At 57.5% G+C, this 17,409-nt stretch carries 13 protein-coding genes; 5 read left to right on the forward strand and 8 right to left on the reverse strand.

Annotated elements, in window-relative coordinates; all coding sequences use genetic code 11:
* Positions 1–17: 17 nt before the first annotated feature.
* Positions 18–1,346, forward strand: a complete 1,329-nt coding sequence (locus GOX21_RS17765; RefSeq protein ID WP_170379348.1) for an ammonium transporter — start codon at positions 18–20, stop codon at positions 1,344–1,346.
* A 71-nt stretch (positions 1,347–1,417) separates the two neighbouring features.
* Here the strand turns inward: GOX21_RS17765 and GOX21_RS17770 are convergent, their stop codons facing one another.
* From GOX21_RS17770 to GOX21_RS17785, 4 genes are all read right to left on the reverse strand, one after another.
* The gene (locus GOX21_RS17770) at positions 1,418–2,602 is read right to left on the reverse strand and encodes an aromatic amino acid transaminase (RefSeq protein ID WP_170379350.1); all 1,185 of its coding nucleotides are present in this window, start codon (positions 2,600–2,602) and stop codon (positions 1,418–1,420) included.
* On the reverse strand, positions 2,602–3,456 hold the full coding sequence (gene sseA, locus GOX21_RS17775) for a 3-mercaptopyruvate sulfurtransferase (protein WP_170379352.1): 855 nt from the start codon (positions 3,454–3,456) through the stop codon (positions 2,602–2,604). Before sseA ends, GOX21_RS17770 begins: the two co-directional genes overlap by 1 nt.
* Positions 3,457–3,536: 80 nt before the next feature.
* Positions 3,537–3,806, reverse strand: a complete 270-nt coding sequence (locus tag GOX21_RS17780) for a CBU_0592 family membrane protein (protein ID WP_170351845.1) — start codon at positions 3,804–3,806, stop codon at positions 3,537–3,539.
* Positions 3,807–3,835: 29 nt separating this feature from the next.
* The gene (locus GOX21_RS17785; RefSeq protein WP_170379354.1) at positions 3,836–4,399 is read right to left on the reverse strand and encodes a helix-turn-helix domain-containing protein; all 564 of its coding nucleotides are present in this window, start codon (positions 4,397–4,399) and stop codon (positions 3,836–3,838) included.
* Positions 4,400–4,505: 106 nt separating this feature from the next.
* Here GOX21_RS17785 and ilvD point away from each other — a divergent pair, with 106 nt between their 5' ends.
* Both ilvD and GOX21_RS17795 read left to right on the forward strand, forming a co-directional pair.
* Entirely contained in the window at positions 4,506–6,338 is a 1,833-nt protein-coding gene (ilvD, locus tag GOX21_RS17790; protein WP_170379356.1) for a dihydroxy-acid dehydratase, read from the forward strand.
* 92 nt (positions 6,339–6,430) lie between these two features.
* Positions 6,431–6,883: an NUDIX hydrolase gene (locus GOX21_RS17795; protein WP_170379358.1), complete on the forward strand. Its 453-nt coding sequence runs from the start codon at positions 6,431–6,433 to the stop codon at positions 6,881–6,883.
* A 164-nt stretch (positions 6,884–7,047) separates the two neighbouring features.
* Here the strand turns inward: GOX21_RS17795 and GOX21_RS17800 are convergent, their stop codons facing one another.
* Positions 7,048–7,866, reverse strand: coding sequence for a sulfotransferase family protein (locus GOX21_RS17800; protein ID WP_170361846.1), 819 nt, complete (start codon positions 7,864–7,866; stop codon positions 7,048–7,050).
* Positions 7,867–8,006: 140 nt separating this feature from the next.
* Here GOX21_RS17800 and GOX21_RS17805 point away from each other — a divergent pair, with 140 nt between their 5' ends.
* A complete protein-coding gene (locus GOX21_RS17805) occupies positions 8,007–9,584 on the forward strand; it encodes a DUF5928 domain-containing protein (RefSeq protein WP_170379360.1) in 1,578 nt (525 codons plus the stop codon).
* Positions 9,585–9,620: 36 nt separating this feature from the next.
* On the opposite strand, the gene amaB is transcribed toward GOX21_RS17805, so the two are convergent.
* Positions 9,621–11,132, reverse strand: a complete 1,512-nt coding sequence (gene amaB, locus GOX21_RS17810; protein WP_170379362.1) for an L-piperidine-6-carboxylate dehydrogenase — start codon at positions 11,130–11,132, stop codon at positions 9,621–9,623.
* A 3-nt stretch (positions 11,133–11,135) separates the two neighbouring features.
* Complete coding sequence (locus GOX21_RS17815) at positions 11,136–12,242, reverse strand: saccharopine dehydrogenase family protein (RefSeq protein ID WP_170361843.1); 1,107 nt, start codon at positions 12,240–12,242, stop codon at positions 11,136–11,138.
* Between the two features lie 401 nt (positions 12,243–12,643).
* Between GOX21_RS17815 and GOX21_RS17820 the strand changes: the two genes are divergently transcribed.
* Positions 12,644–16,234, forward strand: coding sequence for a flavoprotein (locus GOX21_RS17820; protein WP_170379364.1), 3,591 nt, complete (start codon positions 12,644–12,646; stop codon positions 16,232–16,234).
* On the opposite strand, the gene GOX21_RS17825 is transcribed toward GOX21_RS17820, so the two are convergent.
* Entirely contained in the window at positions 16,231–17,394 is a 1,164-nt protein-coding gene (locus GOX21_RS17825) for a hypothetical protein (protein WP_170379366.1), read from the reverse strand. The genes GOX21_RS17820 and GOX21_RS17825 overlap by 4 nt on opposite strands.
* Between the last annotated feature and the right edge of the window lie 15 nt (positions 17,395–17,409).

Here is a 17,409-nt window from a genome sequence, read left to right on the forward strand (position 1 = left end):
AAATTCGAGGACTGACTATGAACCTGATGAAATCTCTCATCCCTGCCGCGGCGATTGTCGCGCTGCCGCAGATGGGTCTGGCGCAAGAGGCTGCCGTCGAAGGCGAGGCCGCGCTGCACACCCAGTATATCTTTACCACTCTGCTGTTCCTGATGGGCGGCTTCCTCGTTTTCTTCATGGCTGCTGGCTTTGCCATGCTGGAAGGCGGGCTGGTGCGTTCCAAGAACGTGGCCATGCAGATGATCAAGAATGTGGCGTTATTTTCGATTGCCGCGATCATGTACTGGCTGATCGGCTTCAACCTGATGTATCCGGGCGATGGCTGGTCCATCTCCGGCTGGCTGGGTCCGTTCTTCTCAACCACCGTGCTTGATCCCGTTGGCGTCGGCGCCGATGCAGCGGCTCTGGATTATGCCTCAATCGGTTCGGATTTCTTCTTCCAACTGGTCTTCGTTGCCGCAACCGCGTCGATCGTCTCGGGTGCTGTGGCTGAACGCATCAAGCTATGGCCCTTCCTGGCTTTTGTCGTTGTGCTGACCGGTATCATGTACCCGATCACCGGGTCGTGGAAATGGGGCGGCGGCTGGCTGGACGCACAAGGCTTTTCCGACTTTGCCGGGTCGACCGTGGTGCATTCGGTCGGCGGCTGGGCGGCTTTAGCCGGGGCCATCATCTTGGGCCCGCGCATCGGCAAGTATAACAAAGACGGCAAAGTCCACCCGATCCCGGGTTCGAACCTGGCGCTGGCAACCCTGGGAACGTTCATCCTGTGGCTGGGCTGGTTCGGCTTCAACGGCGGCTCGCAATTGGCTATGGGCACCGTGGGGGATGTCTCGGACGTGTCGCGCATCTTTGCCAACACCAACATGGCCGCCGCTTCGGGAGCTGTCGCGGCGCTGATCATGACTCAGCTGTTGTACAAAAAGCCTGACCTGACCATGGTGCTGAACGGCGCACTGGCCGGTTTGGTGTCGATCACGGCCGAGCCCCTGGCCCCGACCCTGTTCGGTGCGCTGTGGATCGGCGCCGTGGGCGGTATCATCGTGGTCTTTGCGGTTCCGATGCTGGACAAGTTCAAGATCGACGACGTGGTCGGTGCCATCCCGGTTCACCTGTTCTGCGGTATCTGGGGCACCATCGCCGTCATCTTCTACGGCGAGGCCACGCTGATCACACAATTGACCGGCATCATTGCCTACGGTGTCTTCACCTTTGTCGGAGCCCTGATCCTGTGGATGATCCTGAAAGCCACCGTCGGCATCCGCGTCAGCGAAGAGGACGAGATCAACGGCCTCGACATGGCGGAACTGGGTATGGAAGCGTATCCCGAGTTTTCAAAAGGCTAAGAGTCAACCACTCTCAAACAAAAAACCCGGGCGTTCGCGTCCGGGTTTTCATTTTTTAAAACTGCGGGATTTCAAACCCCGACGTCGACAATCGCCTTGGCCAGAATTGGCACGGTGGTCGCGTTCAGGCCGGCGATGTTCAGGCGGCTGTCGCCGACCATGTAGATACCGTGATCGTCGCGCAGTTTCTCGACCAGTTCCGGAGCCGCACCCAGGCGCGAGAACATGCCGCGGTGCTGAGCAATGAAACCAAAGCGGTCCGAGCCGCTGAGCCGTTGCAATTCATCCGACAGTTGCTGACGCAGGCCCAGCATGGACAGGCGCACATCTTCGAGCTCGGCAGCCCAATCGGCGCGCAGGGCATCGTCATTCAAGATGGTGGTCACCACGCGTGCACCGTGATCGGGCGGGAAGGAATAGTTCTGGCGGTTCAGGAAGGCCAGCGTAGCCTGGTTCAAGGCTGTCTGCGCCGCATCATCACTGATCGCCATCAACAGGCCGGTACGTTCGCGGTAGATGCCGAAATTCTTCGAGCACGACGCCGCGATCAGGCAGCGCTTGACCGACGAGGCCACCAGACGGACCGCCTGCGCGTCCGCCTCCAGACCGTCGCCAAAGCCCTGATAGGCAATGTCGATCATCGCAACCAGACCACGTTCGTTGATCAGGTTCACGACCTCTTGCCACTGCACAATGTTCAGGTTGGCGCCGGTCGGGTTGTGGCAGCAGCCGTGCAACAGCACCACGTCACCCGCCTTGGCCGTCTTGAGATCCTCGATCATGCCATCGAAATCGACGCCACGGGTATCGCCATCGAAATAGCGATAGGGGACCATCTCCATTCCCAGATAGTTCAGAATCGACAAGTGGTTCGGCCATGTCGGGTTCGACACGAAAACGCGCGCCGATGGGTTGGCCATGCGGATCAATTCGAACGCCTGACGGCAGGCTCCGGTGCCGCCCGGGGTGGCCACGGCAGCGATGTTACCGCGTGGCACAGACGTGCCCAGGATCAAGCCGATCATCGCATCCGCATAAGCCGGGTCACCGGCCAGACCGGTATAGGCTTTGCTTTCCTGCTCTTCCAGAATGCGCTTTTCGGCGGCCTTCACCGCGTGCATCACCGGGGTCACGCCTTCGGCATTCTTGTAGACGCCGACGCCCAAGTCGATCTTCTGATCGCGCGGGTCTTCGCGGTACATCTGCACCAGTGCCAGAATTTTGTCAGCAGGCTGCGGTTTGAGGTTCTCGAACATCAGTTCTCTCCGGTTGCGACGGGCAGGGTCGGGAAGGCACCCCATTCAGCCCAGGAGCCGTCATAAAGCGAATGATCTTTCTTGCCCAAGCGTTCCAACGCCAGGCTGAGGATGGCGGCGGTCACGCCCGACCCGCAGGATGTGATCGCGGGCTTTGACAGGTCCACACCTGCGGCTTCGAACACAGCGCGGCAATCGTCGGGCGATTTCATCGTACCATTCTTGTTCAACAACAGGTCAAAAGGCACGTTGCGCGACCCCGGAATATGCCCCGACCGCAGGCCCTCGCGCGGCTCAGCCGCAGTTCCGGCAAAACGGGCGGCGGACCGGGCATCGATAATCTCATGATCGGCGAGTTTGGCTGCGGCCGATACCTGCGTCACATCCCGTACCAAATGGTTTTGCACTCGTACGGTCATATGGCGATCCCGAATGATCGGCGGCAGGTCTTCAATTTCGCGACCCTCAGCCTGCCATTTCGGCAAGCCGCCGTCCAAAACGGCGACGTTTTCCTGACCCATCAGCCGAAACAGCCACCAGACCCGCGCCGCAGACATCAGCCCGGCACCGTCATAGACCACGACCTGATGTCCATCCCCCACACCCATCGCCCGCAAGCGCGACATGAATTTTTCGACCGGTGGTGCCATATGCGGCAAGTCCGAACGCTGATCGGAAATATCATCGATATCGAAGAACCGCGCGCCGGGAATATGGGCGGCATCATATTCCGCCTTAGCATCCCGCCCCTGTTGCGGCAGATACCACGACCCGTCCAGAATCCGTAAATCAGGATCCTTGATATGGGCGGCAAGCCATTCGGTGGAAACGAGTGTTTTCGGATCGTCCAGCATCAAAGCCTCCCCTAAGCGAGCTTGAGTTTTCCCTATACGCGCACGCATTCGGGTTCAAGACTGGATGGGGCCTAGCCCGCCTAACGCGCGCGTCTGAGACGGAAAAACTGAACGATCCCGATCATACTGATCAGAATCCAGAAGGATTCGATCAACATCGACGCCAGATTGAAATTCTGAAGCAGCGAATAGACGATCAGGATCGACCCGGCGAGGTTCAACACCGGGAATGCTAAATCGTCCGAATTCATCATCCGCATCTGAGTGGCGAAATACGCAGCCACCACGACCAAAGCACCGATTGAGCCAATCGCGTCCGCCAGTGTTAGAGTTTCCAGAAAAGCGCCCATAACTTGCCTTTTACTATGTGGGGTCAGGTTCAGCCGATCGCGGGCGGCGCATCCAATTGTGCATAATGGTGCATGTTCAAAAAAACAGCCCCTTGATCACCGGCGCGATAGCCATGTGGCAGGTCCGCCGCAAATCGCAGGCCCTGTCCCGCCTCAAGCGCCACCCACTTCCCATCACGCAAAATCTCAAGCGCGCCGTTCAGGACAAAGACCTCTTCCGTCACGCCAGTCGCGTGGGCGGCGGATTCGTGGCTTTGGTTCGGCGCAAGTTCCACATGAAATGTCTCGGCCCGTAAGGCGGGGTCAAAGGGAAAGACGATCTTAACTTCGATGCTGCCTGGAAAGGTCACCGTGCGAAACACGTCAGGCGTTGTCGTATCGCGCAGTGCCGCCGTGCCGATCAATGCACTGAGGGGCAGTTGAAACCCTTTGGCAATCTTCCACAGCGTCGCGATGGTCGGGCTGGATTCGCCACGCTCGATCTGGCCCAGCATGGCTTTGCTAACGCCGGTCATCTCAGCCACCTTCGACAGGCTCAGCCCCGAGGCCGCCCGCACATCCCGCAGTTTCAGTGTAATATCATCCGGTGCCATCTGATTGTCTTTCGAATCCTCTTGTGCGTTATAGCGCACATGTGGTACGTGCGCTATAACGCACACATCCCGCATATCGCAACCGGGGCAAAAGGGAAACAGCATCATGCCAATGTACCGATCCAGAACCTCCACCCATGGCCGCAATATGGCCGGTGCCCGCGGCCTGTGGCGCGCAACCGGTATGCAGGATGACGATTTCGGCAAACCGATCATCGCCATCGTCAACTCGTTCACCCAGTTCGTTCCCGGCCACGTTCACCTGAAGGACTTGGGCCAGATGGTCGCGCGTGAGGTTGAGGCAGCAGGCGGCGTCGCCAAGGAGTTCAACACCATTGCGGTGGATGACGGCATCGCCATGGGCCATGACGGGATGCTGTATTCGCTGCCCTCGCGTGAGGTGATCGCGGATTCGGTGGAATATATGGTCAACGCCCACTGCGCCGATGCGATGGTCTGCATCTCGAACTGTGACAAGATCACCCCTGGCATGCTGATGGCCGCTATGCGCCTGAACATCCCGGCCATCTTCGTCTCGGGCGGTCCGATGGAAGCGGGCAAGATCGACATCGCAGATCTGGACGTCAAAAAGATTGACCTTGTCGACGCGATGGTTGCCGCCGCTGATGACAAATACACCGACGAACAGGTGCAACATATCGAAGAAAATGCCTGCCCGACCTGCGGGTCATGCTCGGGCATGTTCACCGCCAACTCGATGAACTGCCTGGCCGAAGCGCTGGGTCTGGCGCTGCCGGGCAATGGCTCGACCCTGGCCACCCACGCTGATCGAAAAGATCTGTTCCTTGAAGCCGGTCGCCGCATCGTCGAGATCACAAAACGCCATTATGATCTGAACGAAAAAGGCTTCCTGCCGCGCGAAATCGCAACCTTTGAGGCGTTTGAAAACGCCATGAGCCTCGACATTGCCATGGGCGGATCGACCAACACGGTACTTCACCTGCTGGCCATCGCGCATGAAGGCGAGGTGCATTTCACCATGTCCGACATGGACCGCCTTAGCCGCAAAGTCCCCTGCCTGTGCAAGGTGGCACCAAACACTGAAAACGTACACATGGAAGACGTTCACCGAGCCGGGGGTATCTTCTCGATCCTGGGCGAGCTTGGCCGAGCGGGGCTGCTGCACGAAGATTGCGCCACCGTGCATTCCGCCACGATGGGTGAGGCAATCGCGAATTGGGACATCAAGGTCGCCAACAACCCCAAGGCGCAAGAGCTGTTCAAGGCCGCCCCGGGGGGTGTGCGCACCACCCAAGCCTTCAGCCAATCGAACCGGTACAAGGAACTGGATATCGACCGCGAAGGCGGTGTAATCCGGTCGAAAGAGCATGCCTTCAGCCAAGATGGCGGTCTGGCGGTTTTGTTTGGCAACATCGCTCGGGACGGCTGTATCGTGAAAACTGCAGGCGTTGATCCCGCCAGCCTGACCTTCACCGGATCGGCCTATGTCTGCGAAAGTCAGGATCAGGCGGTCAATGACATTCTGACCGGCAAAGTCGAAGCGGGCGACGTCGTGGTGATCCGCTATGAAGGCCCGCGCGGCGGTCCGGGGATGCAGGAAATGCTGTATCCGACCTCGTATCTGAAATCCAAAGGTCTGGGCAAAGCCTGCGCCCTGCTGACTGATGGTCGGTTCTCGGGCGGTACATCGGGCCTTTCGATTGGCCACGTCTCACCCGAAGCCGCCGAGGGCGGTGAGATCGGACTGGTGCGCCCGGGCGACAAGATCGAGATCGACATCCCCAACCGCAGCATCCATCTGGCCGTGTCTGACGAGGAACTTTCAGCACGGCGCGAAGAGCAGGACGAAAAGGGCTGGGTGCCAGCCGAGCCGCGCAAGCGTAAGGTGTCGACCGCACTGAAGGCCTATGCCAAGCTGACAACCAGCGCGGCGAAAGGAGCCGTGCGTCAGGTCTGAACCGGGTTGCGGTAGGTAGAATATAGGCCTCGCTGTATTGCACAGCGGGGCCTTTTCATTTTTGAATGCCAACTTGATCAAAAGGAGCTCTGATGACGATTTGGCGTCCGTATCAAGGCATTCGGGTCAAGGCGATCGGCTTGCTATGGAGAGGTCCCAGTCTCTTGGTCGCCGACGTTCATGACGACAGTGGCAATCTGAAAGGTGTCCGTCCGATTGGCGGTACAGTTGAGTTCGGCGAAACTTGGCAGGACGCGCTGAAACGCGAATTTCACGAAGAGCTTGGCGTTGACATTCAGATTTCCGGCGCGCCTTTGGTTTTGGAGAACATTTATCGCCACGAAGGCCAGCTGGGACACGAGATAATTTTCGCCACAGAAGTGACTCTATCAAATCCATCTGCCCTACCAAAACATGCTGTCACCATTGCCGAGGACAACGGACTCATGTGCAGAGCCAGTTGGCGCGACCTCAGTAAACTCGATACGGATAGCGGACCAAATTTGTACCCTATCGGTCTGAAACGCGAACTGATCGTTACCTGAGTCATCTAAGACAGCCTCCCGCGCCCGACCCGCACCATCGGCTACGCCGATGCTACGTTCGGCCTTGGGCCCGGCGCCGCGCTGTGCGCAGCGCCGGGCCCAACTAGAGGAGACGTCTCGTCAGAGACATTGACGACAGGCGGAAGTGCCTGCCTTATGGCAGGTCAATCGCCTAGTTTGGCGTGAACCTCATCCAGATCTATTTCACCGATCGGCATCTTATTTGCCGGGTTCTCAAAATCGTATCGGAACAGTTCGAAATCCTGTTTGTAGATTTCGTAGACCAAATGCATGGACAGATCGTCAAAATAATCCTCGACCGGGTGCGCACGTTTGGGGCCATGTCCTTCGGATTCGTTGAATCGTGGAATATCTGAAAGGCTGACCGCGTGAGGTGTGTCCAGATTGTCCAACACCCCCTGCATTCCGTCATTGAATTTCTCGGTCCAGAAGATGCGGTCGTAGCGTCCACCATTTACGATGAAAGTCGAGACATGCCCTGACACGGCAGACCAGTGAATGTCCGGATCCATCGGTCGGCGCCAGCGGATCGTATCCCGCGCAAACAGCAAAAAGCGGCGAAAACTGGCGATCTGGTCGAACTCACCCTTGCCATCATCGCCGCCCACTTCGATTCCGTAATTATAGATCAGCGTCGGGACCAGATTGCCCCGATACCGGCTGCCATTGCGCTGAATACCGCAAATCTTGTCGAAGAACGAGCTGAGTATCCGGGTGTACGGATTGCGCACACAGGTAAAAGAGTATGAGGCGTGTTTGCGAATATTGCCGGAAATCCGGGCCTGGCTGTCGGCAAAGGCCCATTTGTGCATACCGTCCTTGGCGTCATGAATATCGCCGTCGAAAAACCGACCGTGGTCCGAGTAGTACATAATCTGTCCGATGGTCGAGCACGCACATTTCGGCACAACACGGTACACCATACTCTCACTCTCGGTCATCCATGTACCGGGAAAACCCATCTGCAATGCCTCCTCAGCGGGTCAAAATAACCACACGCGCCCGCCTAGGCTCATAAAGAACCAAAAATATTCTGTTTATTCAATCGCTCATCCTCAGTATCAGAGAGCAAACAGGCAGAAACGGACGTTACAGACGCAATATGGCAAAAATTGCCTATATTCTATTGTGCCACAAGGACCCTGACGCAATCATCGCGCAGGCTGAGCAGCTAACGGCCGCAGGCGACTGCATGGCCATCCATTTTGACGCGCGCGCCAGCGAGGTGGCCTATGACCGTATTCGCAGCGCGTTGAAAGATAATCCAAATGTGGCTTTTGCCGCCAAGCGCATCAAATGCGGCTGGGGCGAGTGGTCTTTGGTGCAGGCGACCCTGAATGCCGTGCAGGCTGCGGTGGATGCGTTTCCACGGGTCACCCATTTCTACATGCTGTCTGGCGATTGCATGGCGATCAAAACCGCCGAGTACATCCATTGGTTTCTGGACGAAAACGACAAGGATTTTGTGGAAAGCCACGATTTCTTTGCCAGCAACTGGATCAAAACCGGTATGAAGGAAGACCGGCTAATTTACCGTCATTTCTTCAACGAACGCACCCAGAGCAAGCGGTTCTATGCCGCATACAACCTACAAAAACGCTTTGACCTGACGCGCGATATCCCCGCAGACATCCAAGTTATGATCGGCAGTCAGTGGTGGTGCCTGCGCCGCCGCACGGTCGAGATGATCCTTGAGCTCCTGCAACAGCGCCCGGATGTGGTCCGCTTCTTCTCGACCACCTGGATCCCGGATGAGACGTTTTTCCAGACCCTAGTCCGCCATCTGATCCCCAAGGAAGAGATTGAGAACCGCACCCCCACTTTCCTAATGTTCTCGGATTACGGGATGCCGGTGACCTTTTACAACGATCACTACGACATGCTGCTGGGGCAGGATTACATGTTTGCCCGCAAGATCAGCCCCGAGGCGCATGAGTTGAAAGAGAGGCTGGGCCAGCTCTATGCCAGCGAAGGGGTCGAGTTCCAAATCTCGGATGAAGGGCGAAACCTCTATGGGTTTCTAACCGGGCGCGGGCGCGTTGGCCGCCGCTTTGGGCAGCGCTTTTGGGAGGCTGGGAATACCTTGGGTCCCGAACGCGAACTATATCTAATTGCGTGCAAAAAATGGCACGTGGCCAAGCGTCTGGTCGATCAGATCACGTCCGAGACTGACATTCCCTGTGTCGAATACCTGTTCAATGAAGAAGACACCTTTCTGCCTAATCTTGGCGGTATCGAGACGACGCTAACCAAGCGCTCCCGCCACCGGCGCGCGGTCGTGCGGATGTTGTTCGATCATTTCCAGACCGACAAGCTGGTACTGTGTGTGGACCCGGCAAATCTGGATATCATTCAAGATTTCTGCTCGGACCAGGTCAGGACCCGGGTTCTTGAGATCGAATGCGACTATTCTGACGATTACCTGATCGGCCATGCGCGGCGGGTCGGTCTGGCCGGAGAAAACAGCCCATCGGAAACCGTGGCGCGCCTTGTGCCGGCCTTGCGCAATTCGCTGGCCTATGAATCCGAGTTGATCCGGGGTGCGGGGTTCGAAGGATACTTGCGTATCCGCGAGGCCAATACGCGGGCTGAAAACGAAGAGGTAATGGCTGAATTTCTGAATGTCCCAGAAGACAAGGCGCAGGCCGTGATGAGACTGGACTATCTGTTTGCAGACTGATCCGGCGGCACCTGCCGATGCCGCCGGAAGGGTCAATCAGATGTCGAACTTCACGCCTTGGGCCAGCGGCAGTTCGGCTGAGTAGTTCACCGTATTGGTCTGACGCCGCATATAAGCCTTCCAGGCGTCCGAGCCGCTTTCGCGCCCGCCACCGGTTTCCTTCTCGCCGCCAAATGCGCCACCGATCTCGGCACCCGAAGGTCCGATATTTACGTTGGCAATTCCGCAATCCGACCCGGCTGCGGTCAAAAACTGCTCGGCCTCACGCATGTTCAGGGTGAACACGCACGACGACAGACCTTGCGGTACGTCATTCTGAATCTCGATCGCATCGTCAAAATCGTCATAACCCATGACATAGAGGATCGGAGCAAAGGTTTCGGTCTTCACCACATCGCTTTGGCCGGGCATTTCGACGATGGCGGGTGCTATATAGACCCCGGCAGGCACGCCTTCGGTCACACGGTTGCCGCCGAATACGGTGCCGCCTTCGGCTTCTGCAGCTTTCAGGGCTGCGGTCATGGCCGCACCCGAGGCTTCGTCGATCAGCGGGCCAATCAAGGTGCCCTCAGCCAGCGGGTTGCCAATGGGCAAACCAGCATAGGCCTTTTTCAAACGGCTCACCAATTCTTCACGGATCGAGTTATGCACAATCAGACGGCGCAGTGTGGTACAACGCTGACCCGCGGTGCCCACAGCCGAAAAGACAATCGCCCGCACTGCCATTTCCAAGTCAGCCGACGGACCGACAATCATTGCGTTGTTGCCGCCCAGTTCCAGAATGCACTTGCCAAACCGCTGCGCCACAATGGGGGCCACTGCGCGGCCCATACGGGTTGAACCCGTGGCCGAGATCACCGGCACATCCTCGCTGGCCACCAGCGCCTCGCCCAGCGCGGCGCCGCCGATCAGGGTTTGCAACAAGCCTTCGGGCGCGTCGCCGAACCGGGCCAGTGCACGTTCAAAGATTTTCTGACAGGCCATTGCCGTCAGCGGGGACTTCTCGGACGGCTTCCAGATCACCGGATCGCCACACACCAGCGCAAGCGCTGCGTTCCACGACCAGACTGCGACGGGGAAATTGAAGGCCGAGATTACGCCCACCGGACCCGCCGGGTGCCATGTCTCCATCATCCGGTGGCCGGGCCGTTCCGAGGCAATGGTCAGACCGTATAGCTGGCGCGACAGACCAACGGCAAAATCGCAGATGTCGATCATCTCCTGCACTTCGCCCAGACCTTCCGAGGTGATCTTGCCGGCCTCCCAGCTGACCAGCGCGCCCAGATCGTCCTTGGCGGCGCGCAATTCCTCGCCCAGCAGACGGATCAACTCGCCCCGGCGCGGCGCGGGCACGGTGCGCCATGCCTTGAAGGCCATTTTCGAACGGGCAAGGATGGCCTCCATGTCGGAAGCTGGGGTCTCATGCACCTCGGCCAGCAGGCTACCGTCAATCGGCGAGGTCACTTTGAGCGTGCCGCCGGTCAGTTCGGCCTCGGTCAGGTCCAGATTTGCCAGGGTGGTTTGCGCAGTCATCACGATGTCTTTCATATCTCAGGCCGCCTTGTTCTGTTCAGTTACGTCGCCGGCGCGATAGAGTCGGCCAAATTCAGTGTTGAGGAAATCGGACAGGTTCACCTGTTCCTGCCGGATAAATCCTTTTGCGGGCAGTCCCCCGGTGCGCATCAGGTCGACCACGCCCAGAACGCCTGCGGCGGTGGTGACCTGAATGGCGCTCCAGACCTGTCCGTTGAGGGTGCGGGCAAAGCTTTTGTTGATCAGGGATTTCTCGCGCAGCGCACCGTCAATCAGGCCCTTGGCAGTGCAATAGACCAGCACCACATCCTGATCGGTGCGCGGCAGCGCGGTCTCGAAGATGTCCTTCAGCAGGTCGCGGCGGCGCTCCAGCCCCAGATCCTTGAGCAGCAGCTTCAGGATATCACAATGGCCGGGATAGCGGATCGAGCGATAGGATACCGCCCGCGCCTTACCCTCAAGCGTTTCGGGCAGCGTGCCCAACCCGCCGGAGGTGTTGAAGCATTCGTATTCCACCCCGTCATGGCCCAGCACTTCGTAATCTTCCAGCGGCGCGGTTTTCACGCGCTCGCCATTCACGATGGCATCGCAGGGGTTGCAGTACTCGTTGATCAGCCCGTCGGTCGACCAGGTCAGATTGTATTTCATTGCGTTGGTCGGATAGAGCGGCAAAGCCCCAACCCGCATGTGCAGGCTGTCCAGCTCATCAAATTCGGCCGCCAGCGACGCGCCAGCAATGCCAACGAAGCCCGGAGCCAGACCGCATTGCGGCATGAAGGCGGTATCGCTGTCTTCGGCCAATTCGCGCACCGCATTGGTGGCTGCAACGTCTTCGGTCAGGTCAAAGTAGTGTGCCCCGGCGGTCTTGGCCGCCTTGGCAATCTTCGGCGTCAAAAAGAACGGAGCAGCTGAGATTACGGCATCAAACCCAGACAGTCCTTGGGTCAGTTGTGCCTCATCCCCCACATCGATCTGCCGGGTCGCTATTCCCTGTTTATTAAGCACCGATAACGCCGCCAGATCGCGGTCGGCAACGGTGACCGAGTAATTCGACGATGCTTGCAGCAGGCTGGCGATCATCTGACCGATCTTACCTGCCCCTATGACACAAATGTTCCAGCTCAAAACGCGCCTCCTCTTTCGTTTAGGAAAAGTATGAGGGGTGGGCTGTTCGATCCGCAGGGGTATTCTTGACGAAAACGCGGAAAGTTACGTCATTACGACGGTAATTTCGACATAATGTCAGAACCATGACTGACAGGAAGCGGGCGACAAAAGCTACAATCCGAACTCGTATAGTCAAATCAACAACATCGGTGATTTTTGTGTCCAAATGCGATACGGTACGCGCAATTGGGCCCATTTGTTCGCGCTGAACGTGCGCATTCTGTTGGCCCGGCCAGTGCAGATTAACCGTCGGGCCGGTCCTTTATTTCTGTTTGACCATAAGACGCCTGACACATGCCACAAGACGCAGCACTGGTTCTTTGACGACATTCACGGCTTTAGTTCAGGGGGGAACAGACGTGCCTAAAGACCCGATTGAAAACACTATTTCCTATCATCCAACCGAATCCGAATGGGCGCTGATACAAGAAGTTCTGCCCGCCGATGATCCAACCGTAATCCAACCGCATTTTGAGTGTTTCGAAGTGGCTGAGGATACGATCCTGCCATCGCAGGGCATGTATGTGGTGCTGGGGGGCGAGGTGCATCTGCGACAGGACGAGACGGTTCTGGCAAAGGCCGACGCGGGCGACTATTTCTACGAGGAACATCTTGAAATCTTTGATATTCCCGTCAGCCTCGAAGCTTTGGCCACGCCCGGCACCAAGTTGGCTTATTTGTCCAGCAATCACTGGCTGGAAATTCCGACTGACATCCGCGAGGCCTGCTATGACACCCTGTTCGGTGATCTGGTCAGCGTGCATTTGCAGAACTTTCAGCAACCCATCAATTGCTGCAGCGTGACGGCAGCGGCGCTGAGCATGTCGGCGCTGGGGTTCAGTTGCGAGGTCAACGATATCTTTCGCGAATGTGCCCTGCCCACGTCTTTCGTGGTCAATGATGGTATTTCACTGGGTGAGCTTTACGACGTCGCCTGCACCTTCATCCACACGCAGGGCCTGCGCGACAAGGTGCAGGTTCAGGCCTATTTCATGGACGAGGCCACGACCTCGGTCGAAATTTTGCTGAAGGCGATCGACGAATCCAACCGGCTGGGTGGGGACAACGACATCCTGGTGGCAAATTTTCAGGTCGGTGTCGCCCATGGCAAACCGACCATGCCGGGTGGCCACTTTGCCATCATCGCCAAGTGCAATCCCAGCACCGGGCTGGTGCATATGATGGATGTGCACCCCGAGAAATACGGCAAGCTGTGGGTCACCACCATCGACCGTCTGTGGGCCGGAATGTCGGATCGCGACGGAACCTCGATGCGATCACGGGGCATCCTGCGGTTCTCAGCGCGTGAGGCTGTTAAGACCAACCTGCAGACCCTGCAGCAGGACTGCAACTATGTGGACAGCACATTGTATCTGGCCAAAGACCCCAAGAAACGCCGCAACCTGTTCCGGCGGGCCAGCCCGAATATGAACTCGCTGGGGGTGCTGGCCGAAAGCCTTGCGATCCTTGGGGATGAGCAGGTCGATGAAGACAAGCTGCTGATTGCCACGCAAACCGATTACACCGAAGCCTTGAGCCGTGTGTCCACCGCCAAGGAAATGCACAGCCTTGCGCAGCGGTACCTGAGCCAATCGCCCGATGTGCATCTGGGCAGCACGTTCCACAGTTATGCCTTGCGACCTAATCCCGAGGAGATAACACCCGAAAAATGGTTCCAAGATCATTTGCGCTTGCTCAACAGCGATGATGATCGGCACCTGATGATCAACATCGACTTTAACCGCGTGCTGGGGTTTGAAGTCATCCGTCCGCCCGAGAACGTCTATCGTGAAACGGCCTTGCTTGAGGAATTCTGGTGCCTCTGCATCGCCTATGACGAGGATACCGATCTGGTGACCGTGGTGGATATGAGCCCCGCGACCTCGCAGGTGTGGCAGGCCCCGCGCGGGCATATCTTCCGCGGCCTGCGTGATTTGAAAAACCCAGCGATGCTGGTGATCGAGGAACACGACCCCCCAGAAGACCCCACCGACGTGGCCCGTATTGTCGCGACCAACCCGCTTGTGCTGTTTTACGCCGATGAGGACCCGTGGTCCTATATGCTGCGTAGTATCCTGTCCAATATCGGCATCACCAGCATCAAGCTGATCGACATTGAAGGCCACGGGGCCAATGTGATGAAGATCCGGCGGCAACTGAATGTGCTGACCGGTAAGGAAAAACCGCCTTACCTGTTTTTCCAGAGCGAATGCCTGGGCAGGCGGTCGGACATTGTCGATATGATCCTGAAAGGTCGGTTGCAGGAACGGGTACACAAAGCCGGTCTACCGGTTCTGCTGCGCCATGAATCCCCCAGCCTGGACAAGAACATCTTTGGCTATCCCAAGGGCGGGTTGACCGATGCGCCGACCGAAAAGCGCAACGTATTGCTGTGCGCCTGCGGATCATCGGCAGCCGACAAGGTGCCGGAACTGGTGGAACGGATCACAAAAGCCGGACACAACGTGAAATTGATCCCCTCGGTCTCGGCCGAGAGGTTCTTTCGCGATTTCGGTGCCGAACGGATCGAGCGATGCATCACCCATAACGACTATTACCGCGACGATGACGAGTGGAACTTTCGCTATATCGAGTTTGGAATGCCCCTGCGCGCCTCGCATCTGGCGCTGTGTGACTGGGCCGATTGCGTGATCGTGGCGCCGGTGACCTGCAACACAATGGGCAAGATCGCCAACGGGATAGCCGACAACCTGCTGACCTCGGTCTTTGTGGCGTGGCAATACCGGAACAAACCGGTGATCCTCTGCCCCGCTTGCAACACCAATATGTGGAACAACGTCACCACCCAGAACAATGTCGAAAAACTGCGCGATCTGGGTATTGATCTGGTCGGGCCGCGCAAGGGGCGGCTGTCTAACGGCATGATGGGCATCGGTATGATGGCCACCCCGGATCAGATCATGGAGGTTCTGGACGAGGCCTTCGAGGAACTGGCCGATCAGGAACACAACATCTGCAAATGGGCGCAAGAGGCCGCCGCCTCGGATGAGTTCGCGCAATGGGGCCGTGTATTTCAGGCCATCGACAACGGTATGGCTGGAATTGATATCGTTGATGACAGCAACGGCGACACCCTGTTGCACTACGCGGCAGGCGGCGAAGGCGAGATGAACGAGAGCGGGATGGATCTGGGCAAGCCCGACCTTGAGGCGGCACAGGCGCTGATCGACCGTGGCATCAACGTCAACGCCAGCAACGACCACGGCTTTACCAGCCTGCATGTGGCGGTAATGAACAACTCGGTCGAGATGGTGAAAATCCTGCTGGCAGCTGATGGGATCGACGCCAGTTCGTGCATCCAGTTCCTGCAGAATCCCAAAAACGCCAGAGACGCCAAAGTCTCGGACGAAATCCAGGCAATGCTGGACGATTGGGCCAATACTCACACTCTGACTGAACTTGAGGATGAGGACGAAGACGATCTGATAGAAGACCGTGAAAAGACCCATCTCTACTTCACCTACGGATCGTTGAAGAAAGGCTTTCCCAATCACGATGCCCATGCCGAGGTGCTGGATGATTTTGTGGGCGAGGCGATCACCCGGCAACGCATGCCCCTGATCGTGCCGCACGAGCCGTTCTGCGATAATCCGAACTGTGGGTTTTTGCACCGGATGGCCACGCTGGTCGACCAGAAAGGCCGTGGCAAAGCGGTGCGGGGCGAGGTCTATCGCGTCTCATCCACCGGGATGAAAGAGCTGGACAAGCTTGAAGGCTATCACGGCCCCAACTCGCCCGAGAATGTCTATGTTCGCAAGCGGATCAACGTGTTGATCAACGGCGTCAAAAAACCCGCCTATACCTATGTGATCGCGCATCCCACCAAGTATCTGGATGAATGGGAACAAGGCACATCCGGGATCGTGGCGGAATACACGCTGGATATGGCCACCGGTACGCCAAAACCGGGGTTTCAACCGACAGCCTAATTGTGGGTTTCGATCACGGCCTCAACCTCGGGTCCGGCCTTGAGGCTGAGGTTGTAGCCCGTGATCGCCACCATGCACAGAAGGACAAAAGGCCAGAAAGCGGCCTTTGGGTACAGGTTGTCCTTGTAATGGATAAGCCGCAGGGACGGCACAGCCTCGGATGCAAACAAGTAGGTGTTTACGGAAACCGCCAGCAAGAGAAAATACATCAGGAAAAAGAACGACTCCATGTAGATCACCGGCGATCCGGCAAAGCCTTCACGCAGCTGTACATGGGCCAGCAGGATCACGAAAAACAAGACCGAGCATGTGCCGATCACGCTGGAGGTACTGAAATCATGCCGTTCGACCAATTCGGGGCGGCGGGTCACCGTCATTACCGCACCGAACAGCAGCATCGTCACCACGATCAACGGGATCATGTGGACAATGAAAGCGTTCCCGAAATTGCGCTTGATGACGAAGTTATAATGCAGTTCCGGCAGGTTGGTCTGGAACTCGTTCTCGCCAATTCCCAGCGTGGAATCCAGATCGGACAAGCGATAGTCGAAATAGGTGTTCTCACGCTCCCACGTGCCCATGACGATGCGAGGATCTATGCCAAAAATATCATCCGGCCCGGTGGCGGGATAGGACGAAAAGTCAGGGATTAGAGCCACATTTACATCAAACTCACCGGGCCAAAACCGGACCCAGACGGTTTTATGGTCGAACGGATAGCTGGTGTAGTCAAAGCTCTGCCGCAGGGTCTGTTCAAAATACCAGCCAATCAGGGTCACGCCGTCCTGATCCATCCTATAGGCCTCTTCGATTACACCATTCGCGGCATCGACGGCCTCGGGCAAGATGAACCCGATCTCTTTTTCGGTTGGCTTGATCGCGTCATGAACGCCGTCTTCGAAATGTTGCCAGACGTAGCCGCTCACGCGCACGTCGCTGGCGCCGGTAAAGCTGAAGGATTTGATGAAGATGCCGGTTTTGACCCGATAGTCGGGCAAATTGTCCAGCTTTTGCAGATACTCATCGACTGAGGCCTCATCTGGCAATTGCGTCGGGTCGCCCTCAAAATGGTTCAGCGCGACCAAAAGTTTGAACAGCACGACGGCCAGAGCAAGCGTCAGGGCACCGGAAATCAGCCAAACCTTCTTTTCGATGCTCATTCAGCCCCTCGCCCG

The organism is Ruegeria atlantica (assembly GCF_013032005.1).
Lineage (GTDB): Bacteria > Pseudomonadota > Alphaproteobacteria > Rhodobacterales > Rhodobacteraceae > Ruegeria > Ruegeria atlantica_A.